The following is a 22,220-nucleotide window of genomic DNA, read 5'->3' as shown; positions in this document are numbered from 1 at the left end:
GCCGCAGGCGGCGTTCGGCCTGCCCACGACGATCATCATCCTGCGGCAGTTCTTCCGCACGATTCCGGCCGAGGTGGAGGAGGCCGCGACGCTGGACGGGTGCACGCCGTTCGGGTTCTTCTGGCGCATCCTGCTGCCGATGGCCAAGCCCGCCCTCGCGACGGTGTCGGTGCTGGCGATCGTGGCCAGCTGGAACAACTTCATGCTGCCGCTGGTCGTGTTCACCGACCAGAGCTGGTGGACCCTGCCCGTCGGGGTCCAGGCCTTCCAGGGTCAGTACGCCGACGACACCGCCCGCGTCCTGGCCTACGTCGTGCTGTCCATGATCCCCGCACTGGGCTTCTACGCCATAGCCGAACGGCAGCTCGTCGGTGGTCTCGCCGGCAGCGTCAAAGGCTGAACTCCCGCCGGGGGGTGGGGGAGAACCGGCACGGCAGCCCGCCGAAAGGGCTGCTGTGCCGGGGACCGGCCCACCGTAGGCTCGGGCGATGACGAAAGGGCGAACCGTGGCTCCCGAGGACAACCGGAAAGTGACCATCGCGGCGATCGCGCGCCTGGCCGGGGTGTCCGTGCCCACCGTCTCGCGCGTGATCAACGGCCGCTCCGACGTCTCGCCGCAGACCCGCGAACGCGTCGAGGAGCTGCTCACCCGGCACGGCTACCGCCGCCGCCCGCCGAGCATGCGGGCCAGCTCGGGCCTGCTCGACCTCGTCTTCAACGATCTGGACAGCCCGTGGGCCGTCGAGATCATCCGCGGGGTGGAGGACGTGGCGCACGCCGCCGGGATCGGCACCGTGGTGTCGGCCATCCACCGCCGCACCTCGGCGGCCAAGCAGTGGCTGGACAACATGCGCAGCCGCTCCACCGAGGGCGTCATCTTCGTGACGTCCACCCTGGAGCCGCCGCTGCAGGCCGAGCTGCGCCGCCTCAACATCCCCGTCGTCATCGTCGACCCGGCCGGGGTGCCGCCCCAGGAGGCGCCCACCATCGGCGCCACCAACTGGGCGGGCAGCCTGCGCGCCACCGAATACCTGATCGGTCTGGGCCACCGCCGCATCGGCTTCATCGCCGGGCCGTCGCAGCTGATGTGCAGCCGGGCCCGCGTCGACGGGTATCGGGCCGCGCTGGAGGCGGCCGGGATCGCCGTCGACGACAAGCTGATCTACCCGGGCAACTTCTACCACGAGGCCGGGTTCGCCGGCGGCACCCAGCTGCTCCAGCTGGCCGAGCCGCCGACGGCGATCTTCGCGTCCAGCGACCAGATGGCGCTGGGCGTCTACGAGGCGGTGCGCCAGCGCGGCCTGCGCGTGCCCGACGACATCAGTGTCATGGGGTTCGACGACCTGCCCGAGGTGCGCTGGTGCTCGCCGCCGCTGACCACGGTCCGGCAGCCGCTGGCCGAGATGGGGCTGCTCGCGGCGCGCACCGTGCTGCGCCTGGCCCAGGGCGAGCGGATCGAGAGCCCACGGGTCGAGCTGGCCACCGAGCTCATCGTCCGGGACAGCACCGCCGCACCTCGCGCCTGACGTCGCCACGAGCCGTAACCCCTACCGGTAGTCGTGCGAAACTTTCATCACTAGGCTGTGGGTCAGGCCGCCGGAAGACCCTCCGGTGGCTCGTCGCGCAAGGAGTCGCCCGTGGCCGAGAACAAGCCGCCCAAGGTCACCATCGCCGCGATCGCGGACCTCGCCGGGGTGTCCGTGCCCACCGTGTCGCGGGTCGTCAACGGACGCTCCGATGTGGCCCTGGCCACCCGAGAGCGGGTCGAGGAACTGCTCACCCGGCACGGCTACCGCCGCCGCGCCAGCGCCGGCCGGGCCGGGTCCGGCCTGCTGGACCTCGTCTTCAACGACCTGGACAGCCCGTGGGCCGTCGAGATCATCCGGGGGGTCGAGGACGTCGCGCACGCCGCGGGCATCGGCACCGTGGTGTCCGCGATCCACCGCCGCACCGCCTCGGCCAAGCAGTGGCTGGACGGCGTACGCTCCCGCGCCACCGAGGGCGTCATCTTCGTGACCTCCATGGTCGAGCCGCCGCTGCAGGCCGAGCTGCGCCGCCTCAACATCCCGGTGGTGCTGGTCGACGCCGACGGCATCCCGCAGCAGGACGCGCCCACCATCGGCGCCACCAACTGGGCGGGCGGCCTGACCGCCACGGAGTACCTGATCCGGCTGGGCCACCGCCGCATCGGCCTGATCACCGGCCTGCCGCAGCTGATGTGCAGCCGGGCCCGGATGGACGGCTACCGGGCCGCGCTGGAGGCGGCCGGGCTGCCCGTCGACGACGCCCTCATCCACCAGGGCGACTTCTACCACGAGTCCGGGTACGCGGGCGGCACCCGGCTGCTGGGCCTGCCCGACCCGCCGACGGCGATCTTCGCCTCCTGCGACCAGATGGCGCTCGGCGTCTACGAGGCGGTGCGCCGGGCGGGCCTGCGCGTGGGCGCGGACGTCAGCGTCGTCGGCTTCGACGACCTGCCCGAGGTGCGCTGGTCGTCGCCGCCGCTGACCACGGTCCGCCAGCCGCTGGCCGAGATGGGCATGCTCGCCGCGCGCACCGTGCTGCGGCTGGCCCGGGGCGAGCACGTGGAGAGCCTGCGCGTGGAGCTGGCCACCGAGCTGGTGGTGCGGGACAGCGCGCAGCCGCCGCGGGCATAGGAGTACTCCGATACTTTTCCGGAAGTTCTTGACTCCCACGCCCGTTCAGAACCAGGATGGTGATCGCTTCCATCGATGTGTCGACGGCCGCCGGAGCACGATGCCGACTACCAGCGGCCCCGAGACCGCCCGTGACATCGCGCACAACGGCAACACCGCCACGGCGAGCGGCTTCACCCGCACCGCGCCGTGACCTGACGCGTACGGTTCTCCCTTCACCGTACGACCAGGTGGGCCGCCGCCGCCCGGACGGCGGCCCACCTGCACACACCCGCGCCACGGCTTGCAGTTTCGGGGAAACCGCACGTCCGGACGCCGGAATTCGCGCAGTTTCCCCGAAACTGCAAAGCGGGTGGGCCGGTCAGGCGACCTGGGTCCAGCCCTCGACGATGAGCCAGGCGCCGAAGAGGAGGAAGAGGGCGGCGGCGCCGTAGCGGATGGCGCGCTCGGGCAGGCTGCGGCCGAGCCAGCGGCCGACCAGGATGGCCAGCGCGTCGGCGGCGACCATGCCGACCGTCGAGCCGACCCAGGTGCCGAACCAGCCGTGCTGGGTGGCCAGGGTGATGGTGGCCAGCATCGTCTTGTCGCCCAGCTCGGCCAGGAAGAACGCGCCGCCCACGGCCCACAGCGCGGACCGGCCGCCCCGCTGGGCCTTGGACTTCTCGTCCTCGGTGAGGCTGTCGCCGCGCAGCGTCCAGGCCGCGAAGCCGAGGAACGCCACACCGGCGGCGAGGCTGATCCAGCCGGTGGGCAGCGCGGCCCCGAGGCCGACGCCGACCCCGACCGACACGAGATGCACCAGCGCGGTGGCGATGGTGATACCCGCCAGCACCGTCGTGGCGCGGTAGCGGGTGGCGAACGTCATCGCCATGAGCTGCGACTTGTCGCCCAGCTCGGCGACGAAGATGACGGCGAAACTGACCACCAGGGCGGCGGCGAAACCTTCCACGTGTGTCCTCCCGGGACTGTTCACCGGGCGGAAGGCGCGCGCGACGACCTCGGCCCGGCATGACTGCCTGAGCCGAAGGTCTCGCTCACCCCGCAGAGCGGGGCCCGATGGCCGGGACCGCCGGAGCGGACCAGTATGTCGACCACCGAATTGGGAGCTACTCCCCTTCGCGTGGACGACCCTATCCCGTGCCCGGACGTCACCGCTGCCGCGAGTGGCGGCACTCACAGCGGACGCGGGACCCGGGTCAGGCGATCTCCACCCCGGCGAGGGCGGCGCAGCGGTATGCGGCCAGCCGTTCGGCCTGCTCCGCGACCTGCTCGCGGACGGCGGCGGGCAGCCGCCCCCACGGCTCGACCGCGACGGTCAGCTTGCGGCCCGACTTGCGCGGCCGCCACACCCCGACCAGCTCGCCGTCGGCCAGCACCGCGCCGGGGCGGCCCAGCACCGGCCACAGCTGATTGGCGCGGGCGGCGTCGGGCACCAGCGTGGCACGGTCCTTGCCCTGCAGGAACAGGTCGAAGGGCGCGAGCAGCCGGACACCGGTGGCCGAAGCCGCCGCCGACAGCGCCGGTTCGTCGTCCGCGAGCAGCCAGCGCCTCTCGCCGCCGACCGTCACCTCGACGGTGTCCTGCGGCCAGCGCGCCTGTACGTCCTTGACCGGCGCGTCCAGGTAGTCGGCGACATGCTTGGGCGTGGCCGGGCCGAGCAGCCGCAGGTAGGACCGGATCAGGTCGTGGCTCTCGGCGGGCGAGGACGCTTTCCGGACACCGGCACTGCGCCGCAGCACCGGGGGAGAGGTGCCGGGCTCCAGCTCCAGCCCGGCCCGCACCGCGGCGAGCCGGAACGGCATCTCGTACAGGTGCGTCGCGTTGCACGGTCGGCAGAAGCGCAGGTACGGCTCCGGCAGCAGCTCGGCCAGGCGGCCGGACACCGTGCCCTTGACCGTGGGCTCGTGCACGATCTCGCGCATCCGGGCGGCGATCTCGTCGAGCGCGTCCAGGATCGGGATGCCCGCCGCCTTGAGCGGCTTGGCCGCGTCGTAGATGCGCTTGCCCGCGTCGGCCTCCGAGTAGGGCGTCACGGCGGCGGCGACCCGGCCCAGGTCGGCCCGGCGGTAGAGGTGCGGCGCGCCGCGTACGGTCCACAGCAGCACCAGGTCGTCGCCGGTCAGGGCGGCTGGGTCGAGGCCGCGCACCGCCAGCGCCCAGCCGGCGCCGTCGGGCCCGGTGTCCTGCACCCCGAGGTCGAGGATCGCGGTGTCGCCGAGGGCGCCCTCCACGCGGTCGAGCTGCTGGGCATGGACGCGGAAACTCATCACCTGGCGCCGGTCGATCATGAGTCCAGCCTAGCCACGCCCGCCGACAGGCCGCCCTCCCGCAGCGCCGTTTACCGCGCTCGGGCGGCGGGTATCTCCGGCCCGTTGACATCCATCGACCGCTGTCGGCGGGCAGGAGGCGAAACGATGATTCTGATCGGACTGCTGCTGGTCCTCGGCCTCTCAGGGCTGGCCCTGGCGGCTTTCATGAACAACGACGGGCTCTACACCGCGCCGGCGGGCACGGTGGAGCTGTTCGGATACAGCGTCGAGGCGACGGTGGGGCAGGTCTTCCTCACCGGTGCCGTGGCAGGCGCACTCGTCCTGATCGGCCTGTTCATCATGTTCGGCGGGGCCTGCCGCCGGGCGCGGCGCCGTATGGCGGCCCGCCGGGAGCTGGCCGAGCAGCGCGCCGAGATGCGTGACCTGCAGCGCAAGCACGACTCGATGGAGTCTGAGCTGGCCGCCAACCGGGCCCGGGAGACCGGTGCCGCCGACGCGCAGGCCGTGATGGACGCCAAGGCCGCCGCGAAGGCCCGCGAGGCCGAGAAGGCCCGCGCCGACGCCGACGCCGAGGTCGCCGCCCGCTGACCCTCGCCGGCAATTCTTGAAAGGGTCGCGCCCTCAGAGTCAGTCTGAGGGCGCGACCCTTTAAGAGTTTCGGCAGGTCACGGCAGGATCATGCCGCGGCGTGGTGGTGGCGGGACCGCAGGGCCGCCGGGGCCGCCGGGGCCGGGCGGGGTGGTGGGCTTGACCTTGCTGCCGTTGCTGACCTCGATGGTGACCATGCCGCCGCGGATGGTGCGGCCCTCGGGCGAGGTGCCCGCCGCGGTGCCCTTCGGGCAGTCCGAGTCGATCGGCTTGGTGGCGACGTCCACCTCGAAGCCGCGGGCGCGCAGGATCGAGCGGGCCTCGGCCACCGGCTTGCACTTCACGACCGGGATGCTGATCAGGGAGCCGGTGACCAGCTTCATGCTGCTGGGCTTGCTGAACTGGAGGTTCGGCTTGCCCTTCATGGCGTCGCGCATCGCGTACTGCACCGCCGGGTTGACCACCCGGTGCGACATCTTGTGCGTGCTCACCTGGGCCCAGTCCGGGTCGGTCTGGAAGCCGGAGATGGCCAGCTGCTTGGTGGTGATGGTCAGCGTCACCGACTTCGAGTCGTCGGTGGTGCCGGTCTTGCCCGCGATGTGCTTCTTGATGATGTCCTTGGAGTCGCGGGCGGTGGTGCCGCTGCAGCGGCCGTAGAGCGAGCGGTCGCCGATCGGGCAGCGGGCCGCGTCGATGGCCGCGCGGGCCACGTCCACCTGGATGTTCTGCTTGCAGCGCTTGTCGCCGACGTCGAGCTTCTCGCCCTTGTTGTTCAGGATCTTCTCGACCGGGATCGGCTCGCAGTAGAGGCCGTCGGCCGCCAGCGTCGCGAACGCGTTCGCGATCTGCAGCGGGGTGTGGTCGGACGCGCCGAGGGTGAACGGGCCCCAGCCCTCGGCGTGCGCGGCGAAGTACGCGTCGTCGATCTTCTCCTTGGGGTTGTCGTAGAAGGTCAGGCCCAGCCGCTTGGCGGTGTCGATGACGCGCTCGCCGCCCACCATCTCGAACAGCGGCACGAAGAACGTGTTCACCGAGTTGCCGAACCCGGTCCACATGTTCTGGGTGCCCCAGTTCTTGTTGCCCGAGTTGTTGGGGCACCAGTAGCCGCCGCAGTTCGGGTCGCCCGAGATCCGGATCTTCGAGACGTACGGCGCCTTGGTGGGGATCGGCGTGGCCAGCGGGTAGCCCTTCTCCAGGGCCGCGACCAGCGTGAAGATCTTCATGACCGAGCCGGCCTGGTAGCCGCCGATGTCGGGGCCGCCGCTCATCAGCGGGTTGGTGGTGTTGGGGTAGCTGCCGCGGATGCCGCGCTTGGCCAGCGCCGGGTTGGAGTGCTTGCCGTTGGCCGGCGCGGTGCGGCTGTCCAGCTTGAAGTTGCGGTTGGTGGCCAGGCCGCGCACCTTGCCGGTGCCGGGCTCGATACCGGCCAGCATGACCGCGTCGGACTTCCACTTCCACTTCTTGCCGGGCAGGTCCGGGTTGTTGGTCAGCGCCCGGGTGATGCTCTTGTCCATGGCGGCCTGGGTGGTGACGTCCAGCGAGGTGATGATGCGGAAGCCGCCGGACTTCAGGGCGCGCTCGCGGTCGAACACGGTGGCGCCGAACACCTCCTGCTGGTTCCACCAGCGCTGGAAGAAGTCGCAGAAGAAGCCCCAGCGGATGTTGGTGGTCTGCACGCAGCCGTTCGGGGTGACCTTGCCGACGACCTTGAGGGGCTCGGCCTTGTGCTTGTCGGCCTCGGCCTGGGTCAGCGCGCCGGTCTCCACCATCTCCTGCAGCACGTAGTCGCGCCGCTCGACGGCGCCCTTCTCGCCGTCGCCGGAGACCGCGTCGTACTTGCCGGGGAATTTGACCAGCGCGGCGAGGAACGCGGCCTCGGCGGCGGTGAGGTCCTTGGGCTCCTTGTCGAAGTACACCTTCGCGGCGGCGAAGATGCCGTACGCCCGGTTGCCGAAGTATGCGGTGTTCAGGTAGCCCTCGAGGATCTGGTCCTTGCTCATGCGCTGCTCGATGGCCATGGCGTAGCGCATCTCGCGGACCTTGCGCCTGGTGGTGTCCTCGGTGGCGTCCACGACCTCCTGCGCCGTGTCCGCCGAGTACGAGATCGACAGGCGCACGAACTGCATGGTCAGCGTCGAGGCGCCCTGCTCCACGGTGCCGGCCTGCTTGTTCGCGATGAACGCGCGGGCCACGCCCATCACGTCGACGCCGTTGTGCTCGTAGAACTTCTGGTCCTCGGCGGCCAGCACGGCCTGCTTGACGACCTCGGGGATGTCCGACAGCGGCATGTCGCGGCGGTTCTCGTCGTACATGGTGGCCAGCGGCGTCTTGCCGTCGGAGGCGTACAGGTAGCTGATCTGCGGCGAGCGCTTGACCGTCAGCTCGTCGGGGAGCTGGCCGAATGCCTCACCACCGGCCTTGGCGGCCAGGCCGGAAAGCGCCACGGCGGGGAAGGCGAACGCGGCGATCACCACACCGGTGAGGAACCCGCAGGTCAGCAGGGACACCAAGTTCACGAATATGTTGTGGTCCCGCTTGCGCATCGGGTCACCGCCTCGTATCTGATGGGCAGGATCAGGCCTCGCATGGCGCACAGCCCAGGACACGGGCGGCGGGCGAGTGCACACGCGCGCGCCGCCAGCATTCCGGGCATCCGTTTGATGTGCAAGACGCACAACACACCACGCGCGGTTGCGCTAAGTGATCACGAGTTGCGGACGGGTGTCACGCGCACCGTCCGATCGGCCGGGTGCCCGCCATACCAATGGAGACCGAAGTGTTGACGCACCGGTAGCACGTCGGTAACGTTGCTCCCAACGTAGTGCAAGATTTCGACAAAGCGATGTTTGGTTTTGTCTACCGCTTGTGCAAGTTCCCCAGCAGGGCCGCTCACCTGCCGGTGCTCATCCCGGTGGCCGCCTGTGCCCTCGCGACCCCGGTCGATCCGCCCCCGCACGTAGCACCACGTCGACCGCCCGGTTCCGCTCACCGTCCGCGGCACGCCCGGCCACCACGCCGGATGCACGCCACGCCGGTCGCACCCCCGCCCCGGCGCTCCGTCCCTGTGAAAAAGGACAGTGATGAGACGAAAGAATCCGATCAGGACGGTGGCGCTCGCGCTCGCCACCGCGATGATCGCCACCGCAGGATGGGCGGCGGTCGCGCAAGCGGCCGGCGGACCCAACCTCTCGCTCGGCAAGTCCGCCTCCGCCAGCTCCGTCAACGGTCCCTACGGCGCCGGCAACCTCAACGACGGCAACAAGGGCAGCTACTGGGAGAGCTCCGGCTCCCTGCCGCAGTGGGCGCAGCTCGACCTCGGCGCCGCCACGGCGATCGACCAGGTCGTGCTGAAGCTGCCGGACGGCTGGGGCACCCGCACCCAGACCCTGGCCGTGCAGGGCAGCAGCAACGGCAGCACCTTCACCGACATCGTCGCGTCGCAGGGGTACAGCTTCAACCCGTCGGTGGCCAACAACTCGGTGACCATCAACTTCCCGGCCACCTCGCCGCGGTACGTGCGGATCAGCATCTCCGCGAACACCGGCTGGGCCGCCGCGCAGCTGTCCGAGCTGGAGATCTACGGCACCGCGAGCTCGTCGACCAACCTCGCGCAGGGCCGCCCCACCACCGAGAGCGGCCACGCCGACGTATACGACTCGGGCCGCGCCGTCGACGGCAACCAGGGCACCTACTGGGAGAGCGCCAACAACTCGTTCCCCGAGTGGCTGACCGTCGACCTCGGCGCCGCCGTCGCGGTGAACCGGGTCGTGCTGAAGCTGCCGACGTCGGGCTGGGGCACCCGCTCGCAGACGCTGTCCGTGCAGGGCAGCACCAACGGCTCGACGTTCAGCGACATCGTCGCCTCGGCGTCGTACACCTTCAACCCGGCCGTGGCCGGGAACTCGGTGACGATCAACTTCAGCCAGACCACCACCCGGTACGTGCGGATCAACATCACCGCCAACTCCGCGTGGCCGGCCGGGCAGCTCTCCGAGGTCGAGGTCTACGGCCCCGGCAGCGGCACCGACACCACCGCGCCGAGCGTGCCGGGCAACCTGACCCTGACCGCCTCGGGCACCACCATCACGCTGAACTGGAACGCGTCCACCGACAACAGCGGCGGCAGCGGCCTGGCCGGCTACGACGTCTACCGCAACGGCACGCTGGCCGCGCAGGTCGGCGCCGTGACCACCTGGCAGGACACCCAGCCCACCTCGGCGACCGTGTCCTACTACGTGCGCTCGCGCGACAACGCGGGCAACGTCTCGGCCAACAGCAACACGGTGACGCGCAACGGCACCACGCCGGACACCACCCCGCCGAGCGTGCCCGGCACGCTGAGCTACACCACGTCGGGCACGACGATCACCCTGAACTGGGGCGCGTCCACCGACAACTCCGGCGGCAGCGGCATCAAGGGCTACGACGTGTTCCGCAACGGCACCTTCGTGGTGACCACGGGCAACGTCACCACCTGGAGCGACACCCAGGCCGCCTCGGCCACCGTGTCCTACTACGTGCGGGCCCGCGACAACGCCGACAACGTCTCCGGCAACAGCAACACCGTCACCCGGACCGGCGGCGACGTCACCGCGCCGAGCACGCCGGGCAATCTCACGCAGAGCACCTCGGGCACCACGATCACGCTCAACTGGACCGGGTCGACGGACAACTCCGGCGGCAGCGGTCTGGCGGGCTACAACGTGTACCGCGACGGCGGCCTGATCGCCACCATCGGCACCGCCACCACGTACCAGGACTCGCAGCCGGCCACGGCGACGGTCTCCTACTTCGTGCGGGCGCGTGACAACGCGGGCAACCTGTCCGGCAACAGCAACACCGTCACCCGGACCGGCACCCAGCCGCCCGGCTGCACCAACGTGGCGCTGGGCAAGACCATCACGGCCAACGGCTCGACGTTCACCTTCACCCCGGACAAGGCCAACGACGGGCAGGTCGCCACCTACTGGGAGGGCGCGGGCTACCCGGCCCAGCTCACCGTCGCGCTCGGTGCCAACCACAGCATCACGCAGGTCAACGTGAAGCTGAACCCGGACGCCTCGTGGGGCACCCGTACCCAGAACATCCAGGTGCTGGGCCGCGAGCAGTCGTCGAGCACGTACACCAGCCTGGTGTCGGCGGCGAACTACCAGTTCACCCAGGGCAGCAACGTGGTGAACATCCCGGTCACCGCGAACGTGGCCGACGTGCGGCTGAGCATCACCTCCAACACCGGCGCCCCGTCGGGCCAGGTCGCGGAGTTCGAGGTGTGCGGCACCCCGGCACCGAACCCGGACCTGACCGTCACCAACGTGTCGTGGACCCCCAGCTCGCCGAACGAGGCTTCGACGATCTCGCTGACCGCGACCGTGAACAACACCGGCAACCAGTCGGCCGCCGCCTCCAAGGCGGGCTTCTACGTCGACGGCGCGCTCAAGGGCACCGTGGACGTGCCGAGCCTGGCCGCGGGCGCGTCCCAGGCCGTGAGCCTGTCGATCGGCAACCTGGCCCAGGGCTCGTACGCGGTCAGCGCGCGTGCCGACAACGCGGGCACGGTCATCGAGCAGAACGAGAACAACAACACCGCCAACGCCGCGTCGAACCTGACCGTGGCCCAGGCGCCCGGCCCCGACCTCCAGGTCACCGGCATCACCACCAACCCGGCCAACCCGGCCGTGGGCGCGCCGGTCAGTTTCACGGTGACCGTCAACAACCGCGGCACCACCGCCACCGGCGTCACCACGGTGACCCGGGTGACGGTCGGCAGCACGGTGCTCAACACCAACACCGCCTCGATCGCCGCGGGCGCCACGGTCAACGTCGCCGTCACCGGCACCTGGACCGCGACCAGCGGCGGGGCGACCATCACCGCGCTGGCCGACGCCACCAACCTGGTGGCCGAGACCAACGAGACCAACAACAGCCGGACCCAGTCGATCGTGGTCGGCCGCGGCGCGGCGGTGCCGTACACCTCGTACGAGGCGGAGAGTGCCGCACACAACGGTGTCCTGCTGGAGACCGACGCGCTGCGCACCTTCGGGCACACCAACTTCGCCACCGAGTCCTCGGGCCGCAAGTCGGTGCGCCTGAACAGCCAGGGGCAGTACGTCGAGTTCACCTCGGTGAACCAGGCGAACTCGATCGTGGTCCGCAACTCGGTCCCGGACTCCGCGAGCGGCGGCGGCCAGGACTACACGATCAGCCTGTACATCAACGGCACGTTCAACCGGAAGCTCACCCTGTCCTCGGTGCACAGCTGGCTCTACGGCACCACCGACGACCCCGAGGGCCTGACCAACACCCCGCAGGCCAACGCGCGCCGGCTGTTCGACGAGTCGAACGCGTTGCTCGGCACGTCGTACCCGCCGGGCACGAAGTTCAGGCTGCAGCGTGACTCCGGCGACAACGCCTCCTTCTACATCATCGATCTCATCGATCTGGAGCAGGTGGCCGCGCCGCTGAGCAAGCCCGCCGAGTGCACCTCGATCACCAACTACGGCGCCGTGCCCAACGACGGCGTCGACGACACGGCCGCCATCCAGGCGGCGGTGACGGCCGACCAGAACGGGCAGATCAGCTGCGTGTGGATCCCCGAGGGCCAGTGGCGGCAGGAGCAGAAGATCCTGACCGACGACCCGCTGAACCGCGGCACCCACAACCAGGTCGGCATCAGCAACGTCGTGATCAAGGGCGCGGGCATGTGGCACTCCCGCCTCTACTCGCTGATCCAGCCGCAGAACGCGGGCGGCATCAACCACCCGCACGAGGGCAACTTCGGGTTCGACATCGACAAGAACACCCAGATCTCCGACCTGGCGATCTTCGGCTCCGGCCGGATCCGGGGCGGTGACGGCAACGCCGAGGGCGGCGTCGGCATCAACGGCCGGCTCGGCGTCGGCACGAAGATCACGAACGTGTGGATCGAGCACGCGAACGTGGGCGCCTGGGTGGGCCGCGACTACTCCAACATCCCCGAGCTGTGGGGTCCCGGTGACGGGCTGGAGTTCAGCGGGATGCGCATCCGCAACACGTACGCCGACGGCATCAACTTCACCAACGGCACGCGCAACTCGACCGTGTTCAACTCGTCGTTCCGCAACAACGGCGACGACGCGCTCGCGGTCTGGGCCAGCAAGTACGTGAAGGACACCTCGGTCGACATCGGCCACGACAACCGCTTCGTCAACAACACGGTGCAGCTGCCGTGGCGGGCGAACGGCATCGCGGTCTACGGCGGCTACGGCAACAAGATCGAGAACAACCTGATCTACGACACCATGAACTACCCGGGCATCATGCTGGCGACCGACCACGACCCGATCCCCTTCACGGGTCAGACGCTGATCGCCAACAACGCGCTCTACCGCACGGGTGGCGCCTTCTGGAACGAGGACCAGGAGTTCGGTGCGATCACGCTGTTCGCGGCGACGGTCGCGATCCCGGGTGTCACGATCCGCGACACCGAGATCTACGACTCGACGTACGACGGCATCCAGTTCAAGTCCGGCGAGATCCCCGGGGTGGTCATCACCAACGTGAAGATCGACGGCTCGAACAACGGCGCGGGCATCCTGGCCATGGCCCAGGCCCGCGGCAGCGCGACGCTGACCAACGTCACCATCACGAACTCGGCCGACGGCAACATCGTCACCCAGCCGGGCTCCGGCTTCACCTTCACCGGCAACTGATGAAGTGAAGGAAGGGCACCTTCTTAACGCTCCGCGTATAAGAAGGTGCCCTTCTTAACGTCTGTGCCGGGGCGTCGCCGACCAGCAGCTGCGGCGGCCCGCAGTTTCGGGGAAACTGCGGACTCGCGACGTCGGATTCGTGCAGTTTCCCCGAAACCGCGGGCCGTATGCGGCTCGGTCGCGGGTGGGTGCCGGTGCGGGTGGGCGGATGGGGGCGGTCCGGTGTCGCCGATCGGACGGTAAGAGTGGCCGTCGTGCTGCTTTGCCGCGCTCGCTCGTTCAGTAGCGTCGTCGGCCGGGGGAGTGCATCCACACCGGACAGAGGGGCCAACACGTGGTCGAGCCGACGCAGCCGCCGCAGACCGAAGGCGAGCAGGCCGCGGGTGCCGTGCGCTCCTGGTGGCGCCGCAACCCGACGCTGCGCAACTGGATCAGCGGGGTCACCTCGGCCGTCGTCGTGACGGTCATCAGCGGCGCGGTGCTCGCCTGGCTGAACCTGGACGACAAGCCGGAAGGCCCCGGCGAGCAGCCCGCGTCGCCGTCCGCGGCCGCCGACGGTCCGCCGTTCGCGGTGGATGTGCTGTACCGGGGCGGGACCTGCAGCCCCTATCTCGTCGACGCCGATCCCGGCAGTCTGACCAGCCCGCACACGGACCCCAACCGGCCGCTGCGGGAGCAGCCCACCGAGGACGAGCTGATCGCCTGGATGCACGAGGTGAAGGCCGTCCCGACCCACGGCCGGGTCGTGGTGACAGTGCTGGGCGGCTCCGGCAAGTCGGTGGTGCTGCAGGACCTGACGGTCGAGGTGGTGGAGCGCAGGCCCGCGGTCGACCAGGCGACGGTCTTCACCGCCGAGAGCGGCTGCGGGGAGGGCGCACTGCCCCGGCTGTTCGACGTCCAGCTCGGGGCGGACAGGCCGAGCCTGCGGCCCTATGCCGGGAAGGACGAGGCGGGCAACGTGATCCCGGCGGTCGCGTTCCCGTTCACCGTGTCCGAGGCCGATCCGGAGATCTTCGAGATCACCGCCGACCCCGGCGGCTGCGACTGCACCTGGCGGCTGCGGCTGCGCTGGGTCGCCGACGGGCGCAGCGGCACGCTCGTCATCGACGACAACGGCCGGCCGTTCCGCACGGCCGGCTTCGCCGAGGCGAGCGCCCGCAAGTACACCGACCGCATCTCCAGCGGCGACTGCGAGGGCACCACCTGGTGCGAGGATCCGCTGCCCTGATCGCCGGTCCCGGTCAGGGTCAGGTGGTGCGGCGGCGGGCGTGGCCGCCGTAGAGGTGTACGCGGTGGTCGGCGATCTGCTGCGGGGCGCGCTCGGTGAACAGGCCCGGCCGGGCGGGGGCGTTCGCGACGCGTACCGTCCAGTCCTCGTACCACCACCGGGTCGCACAGGTGCACCCGCAGACCCGGAAGTTGGCCCGGTAGAGCGCGACCTGACCGGCAGGCACCGTGAACAGGCGCCGGGGCTGGTCGTACGGGTAGGCGGCGTGCGTCTGGGTGGTGCGCACGGTGACGCCGCCCTCGGCGGGGGTGAGTTCGAGCGCCACGTTCGCCGCAGCGCGGTCGCCGGAGAGCACCCGCTCGGACAGCCGGTAGCCGTCGGCGGAGTCGGCGACGATCTCGTGCACGACGACCGGCCCGTCGGGCAGGGCGTCGGGGAGGTGGAGCACCTCGGGCACGCCGCGGCGCAGGTCGGCGTGGGCCGCTCCGCGCTCGTCCTGCCGCCATACGACCCTGACCCGCTGGATCACCACCACCACGCCAGGTTAAGAAGGGCACCTTCTACTACGCAAAGCGTTAAGAAGGTGCCCTTCCTTTCAGGGGGTCAGGGCGAGGTCGTTGAAGGCTTCGGCTGGTTGCTGGCCGGAGAGGTGCTGGATGGCGGCCATGATGTCGTCGGTGACCTGGCGGCGGGCGCGGCCGACGCTGATGCCGGGCGGCTGCTCGAAGCGCAGGGGTGCGCCGAAGCGGACGGTGATGCGGCCGGGGCGGGGCAGGCGCGCGCCGACGGGCTGGATGCGGTCGGTGCCGAGGACGGCGACGGGGACCACGGGCGCGCCGGAGGCCAGCGCGAGCCAGGCCACACCGGTGCGGCCGCGGTAGAGGCGGCCGTCGCGGGAGCGGCTGCCCTCGGGGTGGATGCCGAATGCGCCGCCCTGGTTGAGCACCTCCAGGGCCAGTTCCAGGGACTCCTGGGCGGTACGGTGCCCGCCGCGCTGGACCGGGATGGCGTCCAGGCCGGTGAGCAGAGAGCGGGTGAGGCGGCCCTTGAGGCCGGTGCCGGTGAAGTACTCCGCCTTGGCCAGGAACGCGACCCGGCGGGGCGTCATCAGCGGGATGATGAAGCTGTCCAGGAAGGACAGATGGTTCGCGGCCAGGATCAGCGGGCCGTCCGGCGGGATGTGCTCGCGGCCCTCGACGACGGGCCGGAACGCGACCCGCGAGATCGGGGTCAGCACCATCCGGGTGGCGGTCTGGATCGACACGGGTCCTCCGAGGTCAGGCCGGGCCCAGGTGGGCGTCGAGCGCGGCGCGCAGCAGGGGGTCGACGTCTTCGGTCTGCACGGTCATCTGCAGGCTGCCCCACTGCCAGAGCTGGGCGATGCCGTGCAGGTTGGCCCACAGCGCGCCGGCGACGACGACGGGCGGGGGAGCCGGGACGCCCGCCCGGGCGCGGCCGACCAGGCCGACCAGCACCCCGAACAGCTCGCGGCTGGCCTCGCGCAGGCCGATCTGGTTGCCGCGCAGCAGCTCGTGGCGGAACATCAGCTCGAACATGCCGCGCTGGGTGTGCGCGAAGTCGAGGTAGCGGCGGGCCAGGGCGAGCAGCGCGGCGCGGGGGTCGGCGTCGTCGCCGAGTCCGGCCAGGCGGCGGCCCAGGTCGAGGTAGCCCTCGCGGGCGATGGCGGACAGCAGCGACAGGTGCGTCGGGAAGTAACGGCGGGGGGCGCCGTGCGACACCCCGGCCCGCCGTGCGATCTCGCGCAGGGTCAGGGCGCCGGTGCCGTCACTGCTGACCAGCTCGACGCCGACCGCGACCAGGCGGTCGCGCAGCGTGGTGTCCGGGTCGGGCATAGACAGTGTCTACCAGAGCTAGGTAGACACTGTCTACTCGCCGCGACCAGCACGGGTTAAGAAGGGCACCTTCTTCTACGCATAGCGTTAAGAAGGTGCCCTTCCTTTCGTCAGGACGGGGAGGGTTTGGGGGCGGGTTGTCCGTTGAGCAGGGCGAACTGGGCGTTGTCGAGGGTGCCGGTGCCGGTGACTCGGTAGCCGGGGCCCATGGTGCCGAGGCTGAGGCGGATCTCGGCCTCGTTGCGCTCGTACCAGGCGGGCTTGCGGGTGCCGCCGCGCTCGGCGTCGCCGCCGCGCGAGGCCTGGAGCACCGCGCCGCTGCCGTTGACGTACGGCCGTCCCGGCACCAGCCGCTCGCCCGCCGTCAGCGTGACGATGGCCGAGTTCTCGCCGGTGTAGTTCCACTGCACCTCGGGGAACGAGCCGTCGTCGGTGCCGGACTGCATCTCCGTCGCGTTGAGCGTGTCGTCGGCGTACGCGGCCACCAGCCGCTTCTTCGCCTCGATGTCGTCGATGAGCAGCACGGTCAGGTCGGTGGAGTCGTACTTGCCGCGCAGGTGGATGTCCCGGGCGACCACCGAGTAGCGGTCGGCCACGCCCATGCCGGTGCGCCAGCGCTCCACGAACTGCGGCAGCGGCACGTTGCCCCAGGTGTGGTCGTGGTACGCGGTGCCGGTGAAGTCGCGCTTCTCGTCGTAGAAGACGATGTGCCCCTGCGCCTTGCCGGACGGCATGGCCGCGAACCACGCCTGGTAGTCGTCGGGCCCGCCCAGGTAGACGTGCCCGGTGCCGGGGCGGAACGGCGGCGCGAGGCTGACCAGGTCGAGGTTCAGGGTGATGTTGTCCGCCGTGCCGCGCAGCTGGTAGCCGTTGAGGTCGCCGGTCAGCCGGAACGGCCCCACCCTCACGTCGCAGCGGTCGGTGGCACTGGAGAACTCGTTCCAGTCGTACGTGCGGAACACGCTGAACTCGTTGCCCCACGGCGTGGTGATCAGCAGGTTGACCGCCGGGCGGCGGTCGGCCTCGGCGGTGAGCCCGTCACCGGGGCGGGTCTTCAGGGTGAAGGCCACCACGATGCCGTCCTCGCCGGTCAGCTCGGTGTGCCACCACTCGTACACCCGGGGATCGGCGTTGGTCGCCGCGGTGCGGAACCCGTCCTCCCAGGCCTGGCAGCTGTCCGCCTTGAGGTTGAGCAGGGCGAAGTCGTTCGGGGTGAGGCCGTAATGGTTGATCGTGGGGCCGACCCGCGAGGGTGCCGCCTCCTCCGTGCGGCTGCACCCGGCGAGGCCGGGGACGGCGGCCAGGGAGCCCGCGGCCAGCGCGCGCAGCGCGGTGCGGCGGGTGAACCTTCCGGGATTCTCGTTCATGTCGCCGTCCCATATCGCCCGAGCGCCGCATCAGGCCCCATTGCCCTGGTTTGCGTAATGTAGCTCAGGTACGGGCCGCTCGGAGCCGAGATCGTCAGCCTCCGATGGACGGCGCACGCGGTGAAAGTTTCACGGGCCACCGCGTCCGATCTGCACTCGATGGATGTAGATGTTGCGAAGGCGTTTCGTGCGGCTTAAGCTCCCGTGCTGTGGGAGCGCTCCCGGTCGTTGACCTGGCGCTTTCCTGGTCACTCTCGTTGCCCGGCGGGAGGTGCCGGGGCGTTTCCCCTCCCGATTCCCTGACGAAAGGCTCGTCATGAGACTCCTGTCGCGCGCGACCCGGCGCGGCCTCGTCGCCGCCACGGCCGCCGGTGCGCTGGCGCTCGGCCTGGCCGCGGCGCTGCCCGCGGTGAACGCGATGGCGGCGGCCGGCTGCTCGGTCACGTACACCGTGAACCAGTGGCAGGGCGGCTTCACCGCCAACATCACCATCAAGAACCTCGGCGACGCGATCAACGGCTGGACGCTGGGCTTCAACTTCACGGACTCCGGCCAGAAGGTCACCCAGGGCTGGTCGGCGACGTACGCGCAGAGCGGCGCCGCGGTCACCGCGGCCAGCATGAGCTACAACGCCGCCCTGGCCACCGGCGCGTCGGCGAGCATCGGCTTCAACGGCAGCTGGACCACCGCCAACCCGAACCCGGTCGGGTTCGCCCTCAACGGCGTCACCTGCACGGGCAGCCCCATGCCCACCACGGGCGGGCCGAGCCCGTCGACCCGGCCGTCCGGCTCCCCGTCCGCCTCGCCGCGCCCGTCCAGCTCGCCCTCGGCCAGCCCGTCCCAGCCCACCGGGCAGACCCCGGTGGCGATCAACGGGCAGCTGCGGGTGTGCGGGGTCAACCTGTGCAACCAGTACAACCGCCCGATCCAGCTGCGCGGCATGAGCACGCACGGCCTCCAGTGGTTCGCCAACTGCTACAACGACGCCTCGCTCAACGCGCTGGCCTCCGACTGGCTGGCCGACCTGCTCCGCATCTCGATGTACGTGCAGGAGCAGGGCTACGAGACGAACCCGAGTGGATTCACCAACCAGGTGAACAACCTGGTGGAGGAGGCGACCGAGCGCGGCCTGTACGCGCTGATCGACTTCCACACGCTCACCCCTGGCGACCCGATGTACAACCTGGAGCGCGCGAAGACCTTCTTCGCCGCGGTCTCGGCGCGCCACGCGAGTAAGAACAACGTCATCTACGAGATCACCAACGAGCCCAACGGCGTCAGCTGGAGCACCATCAAGAGCTACGCCGAGCAGGTCATCCCGGTGATCCGCGCGAACGACCCGGACGCGGTCGTCATCGTGGGCACCCGCGCCTGGTCCTCGCTGGGCGTGTCCGAGGGCGGCAACGCCACCGAGGTGATCAACAACAAGGTGAACGCGGCCAACGTGATGTACGCGTTCCACTTCTACGCCGCCTCGCACCAGGCCAACTACCGGTCCGAGCTGGAGCGGGCGGCGGCGTCGCTGCCGATGTTCGTCACCGAGTTCGGCACCGTCACCTACACCGGTGGCGGCGCGGTCGACCAGTCCAGCAGCACGGCCTGGTTCGACCTGATGGACCGCCTGAAGATCAGCTACGCGAACTGGACGTACTCCGACGCCAACGAGGGCAGCGCGGCGTTCCGGCCGGGCACCTGCGCCGGCGGCAACTACGCGGGGACCGCGAACCTGACCGAGTCCGGCAACTTCGTGCGCAACCGGATCCGTACCGCGGACAACTTCCCGACCAGCTGATCAGCCAAACCTGGGAACAGGGCCTCGCCACGGCGGGGCCCTGTTTCGTTTCGGTGCGTCCTGGAGACTCGTTGGGGTCTGTCGGGATGTCCGAAAGCCGGTAGGTTGTCGGGATCTCGTCGTCTTCGGGAGGGAAACCGAACATGAAAGTCTGCGTGGTCGGCACCGGTTACGTCGGCCTCACCACCGGCGTGAGCCTGGCCTACCTGGGCCACCAGGTGACCTGCATCGACCTGGACGAGGCGAAGATCGAGCAGCTGCGCGGCGGCCGCCCGCCCATCTACGAGCCGCACCTCGACGAGCTGATGGCCGAGGCCGCGCACAACCTGACCTTCACCACCTCCTACGAGGAGGGCGTGCGCGGCGCCGAGGTCGTGTTCGTCGCCGTGCAGACCCCCTCGCTGGCCAACGGCAGTCCCGACCTGCGTTTCCTGCGCTCGGCCGCGGAGAGCATCGGCCGGACCGTGGGCGGCGGCTTCACGGTGGTGGTGAACAAGTCCACGGTGCCCATCGGCAGCGGCAACTGGGTCGACGCGATCCTGCGCGACGCGTACGAGCAGCACCACGCGCGCCGGGCGGGCGGCGAGTTCGCGGTCGCGTCCAACCCGGAGTTCCTGCGGGAGGGCTCCGCGCTGCACGACACCCTCTACCCCGACCGGATCGTCATCGGCTCGGACAACCCGCGCAGCCTGGAGGTGCTGGCCCGGCTTTACCGCAACGTGCTCAACCAGTCGTTCACCCCGCCGTCGTTCCTGCCCCGGCCGGACCAGACCGACGCCGTGCCGCTGGTCTCCACCGACCTCGCCTCCGCCGAGCTGATCAAGTACGCCGCGAACGCGTTCCTGGCCCTGAAGATCAGCTACATCAACGAGATCGGGCGGCTGGCCGGCAAGGTCGGCGCCGACATCGTGCAGGTGGCCCGGGGCACCGGCCTGGACGCCCGGATCGGCTCCCGCTTCCTGCAGGCCGGGCTGGGCTGGGGCGGCTCCTGCTTCGCCAAGGACACCGCCGCCCTGATCGCCACCGCCGCCGAGTACCACCACGACATGCCGATCGTGCGGGCCGCCCGGGACGTCAACCAGCGCCAGCGCACCCTGGTCGTGGACCGGCTGATGGAGGAGCTGCGCATCCTCAAGGGCCGCCGGATCGGCCTGCTCGGGCTGGCGTTCAAGCCCAACACCGACGACCTGCGCGACTCGCCCGCGGTCGACGTGGCCCGGCTGCTGCTGGCCCGCGGCGCCCGGATCCGGCTGCACGACCCGGTAGCCGCGGAGCGCTTCCGGCGCGAGCATCCCGACCTGGCCGAGAACCTGTGCCACAGCCTCGACGAGGTGTTCGACAACAGCGACGCGGTGGTGCTGTGCACCGAGTGGGCGCAGTACCTGGAGCTGGACTGGAGCAAGTTCGTCGGGCTGATGAACAACCCGGTGCTGCTCGACGGCCGGCTGGCCCTCGACCCGGGCCGGCTGTCCCGCCTCGGCTACCGCTACCTGTCGCTCACCGGCGACTCCGGCGCGGCCTGAGCACGGCGGCTGGAGCGCGCTTGACCTGGAGCGCGCTCCAGCTCCTAGCGTGGGCCGGGTCAAGCCGTGAACAAGGGGGACCGACATGAAGAAGGTGGCGCTCGGCCGCACCGGCGAGCAGGTCAGCCAGCTGTCGCTGGGCTGCATGATCATGGGTACGACCACCGACGAGCCCACGTCGTACGCCATGCTCGACCGCTACACCGAGGCGGGCGGGGACTTCCTCGACACCGCCAACTGCTACGCGTGGTGGTCGCGCGAGGGCAGCCTGGGCGGGGAGAGCGAGGAGCTGCTCGGGCGCTGGTTCGGCCGGAGCGGCCGCCGCGACGACGTGTTCCTGGCGACCAAGGGCAGCGCCATGGTCTGGGAGCAGGACGGGCTGTGGTCCGGCGGCGAGCCCGACTGGGACCTGGCCCGCCGCCGGTTCGAGGGAGCCGGGGCGGCGACCCTGGTCAAGGCCCTCGACGACAGCCTGCGCCGGCTGCGCACCGACCACGTCGACCTCTACTACGTGCACGTCGACGACCGGCGCACCCCGCTGGAGGAGACCCTGGAGGCCCTGGCCGGGCTGGTCGCCGCCGGCAAGACCCGCTACATCGGCTGGTCGAACGTACGCACCTGGCGGCTGGAGCGCATCCGGCAGCTGTGCGAGCGCCACGGCTGGCCCGCGCCGGTCGCGCTGCAGCAGCAGCACACCTACCTGCGCCCGCGCGCCGGGCTGGACAACTCCTCCATCGTGGACCGCGAGCAGCTCGACTACCTGCGCGAGCACGACGACCTGACGCTGGTGGCGTACTCGCCCATCCTCAAGGGCGTCTACGACTCGGCGGCCAAGCGCGCCGGGCACTGGTCGATGGACGCCTACCGCGGCCCCGACGCCGAGGCGCGGCTCGCCGTGCTGGCCGAGGTCGCCGCCGAGGTCGGCGCCACGCCGAACCAGGTGGTGCTGGCCTGGCTGCTGCGCGCGCAGCCGCCGGTGATCCCGCTGATCGGGCCGCGCACCCTGGAGCAGTACGACTCGGCGTACTCGGCGCTGGACGTCGTGCTGAGCGACGAGCAGGCCGCCCGGCTCGACGCCGCGGGGGCCTGACCGGGCCGCGCCACGCGGCATGAAGACGGTCACCCTGCGTTGCCGTGGTCGCGCGGGATGCGAAAGGGTCATACTGTGTCCCGGGCCGCGTGAGCGGCCACGGCGGGTGGGGCCCGAAAGGGAACACCACCGGCACCCGTGTCGTTGCGTCACGGGAAGAAGAG

16 protein-coding genes are annotated in these 22,220 nt (G+C 70.6%); 9 read left to right on the top strand and 7 right to left on the bottom strand.

Annotated elements, in window-relative coordinates:
- The 3 genes from Cba03nite_RS12480 to Cba03nite_RS12470 all read left to right on the top strand — a co-directional run.
- The coding region (locus Cba03nite_RS12480) for a carbohydrate ABC transporter permease (protein ID WP_203745388.1) at nt 1–400 on the top strand (400 nt) is incomplete at its 5' end.
- A gap of 88 nt (nt 401–488) precedes the next feature.
- Nucleotides 489–1,526, top strand: a complete 1,038-nt coding sequence (locus Cba03nite_RS12475; protein ID WP_346112668.1) for a LacI family DNA-binding transcriptional regulator — start codon at nt 489–491, stop codon at nt 1,524–1,526.
- A 111-nt stretch (nt 1,527–1,637) separates the two neighbouring features.
- Nucleotides 1,638–2,657, top strand: coding sequence for a LacI family DNA-binding transcriptional regulator (locus tag Cba03nite_RS12470; protein WP_203745387.1), 1,020 nt, complete (start codon nt 1,638–1,640; stop codon nt 2,655–2,657).
- Nucleotides 2,658–3,018: 361 nt separating this feature from the next.
- On the opposite strand, the gene Cba03nite_RS12465 is transcribed toward Cba03nite_RS12470, so the two are convergent.
- Complete coding sequence (locus Cba03nite_RS12465) at nt 3,019–3,606, bottom strand: TMEM165/GDT1 family protein (protein WP_203745386.1); 588 nt, start codon at nt 3,604–3,606, stop codon at nt 3,019–3,021.
- A 247-nt stretch (nt 3,607–3,853) separates the two neighbouring features.
- A complete protein-coding gene (locus tag Cba03nite_RS12460; RefSeq protein WP_203745385.1) occupies nt 3,854–4,945 on the bottom strand; it encodes a winged helix DNA-binding domain-containing protein in 1,092 nt (363 codons plus the stop codon).
- A 126-nt stretch (nt 4,946–5,071) separates the two neighbouring features.
- On the opposite strand from Cba03nite_RS12460, the gene Cba03nite_RS12455 reads away from it, so the two are divergent.
- Nucleotides 5,072–5,515, top strand: a complete 444-nt coding sequence (locus Cba03nite_RS12455; protein ID WP_203745383.1) for a hypothetical protein — start codon at nt 5,072–5,074, stop codon at nt 5,513–5,515.
- Nucleotides 5,516–5,592: 77 nt separating this feature from the next.
- Here the strand turns inward: Cba03nite_RS12455 and Cba03nite_RS12450 are convergent, their stop codons facing one another.
- On the bottom strand, nt 5,593–8,058 hold the full coding sequence (locus tag Cba03nite_RS12450) for a transglycosylase domain-containing protein (RefSeq protein WP_203745381.1): 2,466 nt from the start codon (nt 8,056–8,058) through the stop codon (nt 5,593–5,595).
- A gap of 537 nt (nt 8,059–8,595) precedes the next feature.
- Between Cba03nite_RS12450 and Cba03nite_RS12445 the strand changes: the two genes are divergently transcribed.
- Nucleotides 8,596–13,203, top strand: a complete 4,608-nt coding sequence (locus Cba03nite_RS12445; protein WP_203745379.1) for a discoidin domain-containing protein — start codon at nt 8,596–8,598, stop codon at nt 13,201–13,203.
- A 334-nt stretch (nt 13,204–13,537) separates the two neighbouring features.
- Nucleotides 13,538–14,431, top strand: coding sequence for a hypothetical protein (locus Cba03nite_RS12440; RefSeq protein WP_203745377.1), 894 nt, complete (start codon nt 13,538–13,540; stop codon nt 14,429–14,431).
- 19 nt (nt 14,432–14,450) lie between these two features.
- Here Cba03nite_RS12440 and Cba03nite_RS12435 read toward each other — a convergent pair whose 3' ends face one another.
- The 4 genes from Cba03nite_RS12435 to Cba03nite_RS12420 all read right to left on the bottom strand — a co-directional run bounded on the left by Cba03nite_RS12435 (nt 14,451) and on the right by Cba03nite_RS12420 (nt 17,651).
- Entirely contained in the window at nt 14,451–14,966 is a 516-nt protein-coding gene (locus Cba03nite_RS12435) for a hypothetical protein (RefSeq protein ID WP_203745375.1), read from the bottom strand.
- A 60-nt stretch (nt 14,967–15,026) separates the two neighbouring features.
- Nucleotides 15,027–15,671, bottom strand: coding sequence for a lysophospholipid acyltransferase family protein (locus Cba03nite_RS12430; protein ID WP_203745437.1), 645 nt, complete (start codon nt 15,669–15,671; stop codon nt 15,027–15,029).
- Between the two features lie 37 nt (nt 15,672–15,708).
- Nucleotides 15,709–16,284: a TetR/AcrR family transcriptional regulator gene (locus tag Cba03nite_RS12425; protein WP_203745373.1), complete on the bottom strand. Its 576-nt coding sequence runs from the start codon at nt 16,282–16,284 to the stop codon at nt 15,709–15,711.
- Between the two features lie 110 nt (nt 16,285–16,394).
- On the bottom strand, nt 16,395–17,651 hold the full coding sequence (locus Cba03nite_RS12420) for a lipocalin-like domain-containing protein (protein WP_203745371.1): 1,257 nt from the start codon (nt 17,649–17,651) through the stop codon (nt 16,395–16,397).
- Between the two features lie 316 nt (nt 17,652–17,967).
- On the opposite strand from Cba03nite_RS12420, the gene Cba03nite_RS12415 reads away from it, so the two are divergent.
- The 3 genes from Cba03nite_RS12415 to Cba03nite_RS12405 all read left to right on the top strand — a co-directional run bounded on the left by Cba03nite_RS12415 (nt 17,968) and on the right by Cba03nite_RS12405 (nt 22,056).
- Nucleotides 17,968–19,443: a cellulase family glycosylhydrolase gene (locus tag Cba03nite_RS12415; protein ID WP_203745369.1), complete on the top strand. Its 1,476-nt coding sequence runs from the start codon at nt 17,968–17,970 to the stop codon at nt 19,441–19,443.
- 143 nt (nt 19,444–19,586) lie between these two features.
- Entirely contained in the window at nt 19,587–20,966 is a 1,380-nt protein-coding gene (locus Cba03nite_RS12410; protein ID WP_203745368.1) for a UDP-glucose dehydrogenase family protein, read from the top strand.
- Between the two features lie 85 nt (nt 20,967–21,051).
- Nucleotides 21,052–22,056, top strand: coding sequence for an aldo/keto reductase (locus tag Cba03nite_RS12405; protein ID WP_203745366.1), 1,005 nt, complete (start codon nt 21,052–21,054; stop codon nt 22,054–22,056).
- Nucleotides 22,057–22,220: the final 164 nt, after the last annotated feature.

This window comes from Catellatospora bangladeshensis (assembly GCF_016862575.1).
GTDB lineage: Bacteria > Actinomycetota > Actinomycetes > Mycobacteriales > Micromonosporaceae > Catellatospora > Catellatospora bangladeshensis.
Note: the sequence above shows the minus strand (reverse complement) of the source record. Positions and strands in the feature narration are given on the sequence as shown.

Coding starts and splice junctions, on each gene's coding strand:
- Cba03nite_RS12475 (WP_346112668.1), top strand. CDS start 489: ATGACGAAAGGGCGAACCGTGGCTCCCGAGGACAACCGGAAAGTGACC.
- Cba03nite_RS12460 (WP_203745385.1), bottom strand. CDS start 4,945: ATGATCGACCGGCGCCAGGTGATGAGTTTCCGCGTCCATGCCCAGCAG.
- Cba03nite_RS12455 (WP_203745383.1), top strand. CDS start 5,072: ATGATTCTGATCGGACTGCTGCTGGTCCTCGGCCTCTCAGGGCTGGCC.
- Cba03nite_RS12450 (WP_203745381.1), bottom strand. CDS start 8,058: ATGCGCAAGCGGGACCACAACATATTCGTGAACTTGGTGTCCCTGCTG.
- Cba03nite_RS12445 (WP_203745379.1), top strand. CDS start 8,596: ATGAGACGAAAGAATCCGATCAGGACGGTGGCGCTCGCGCTCGCCACC.
- Cba03nite_RS12430 (WP_203745437.1), bottom strand. CDS start 15,671: ATGGTGCTGACCCCGATCTCGCGGGTCGCGTTCCGGCCCGTCGTCGAG.
- Cba03nite_RS12425 (WP_203745373.1), bottom strand. CDS start 16,284: ATGCCCGACCCGGACACCACGCTGCGCGACCGCCTGGTCGCGGTCGGC.
- Cba03nite_RS12420 (WP_203745371.1), bottom strand. CDS start 17,651: ATGAACGAGAATCCCGGAAGGTTCACCCGCCGCACCGCGCTGCGCGCG.
- Cba03nite_RS12415 (WP_203745369.1), top strand. CDS start 17,968: ATGAGACTCCTGTCGCGCGCGACCCGGCGCGGCCTCGTCGCCGCCACG.
- Cba03nite_RS12410 (WP_203745368.1), top strand. CDS start 19,587: ATGAAAGTCTGCGTGGTCGGCACCGGTTACGTCGGCCTCACCACCGGC.
- Cba03nite_RS12405 (WP_203745366.1), top strand. CDS start 21,052: ATGAAGAAGGTGGCGCTCGGCCGCACCGGCGAGCAGGTCAGCCAGCTG.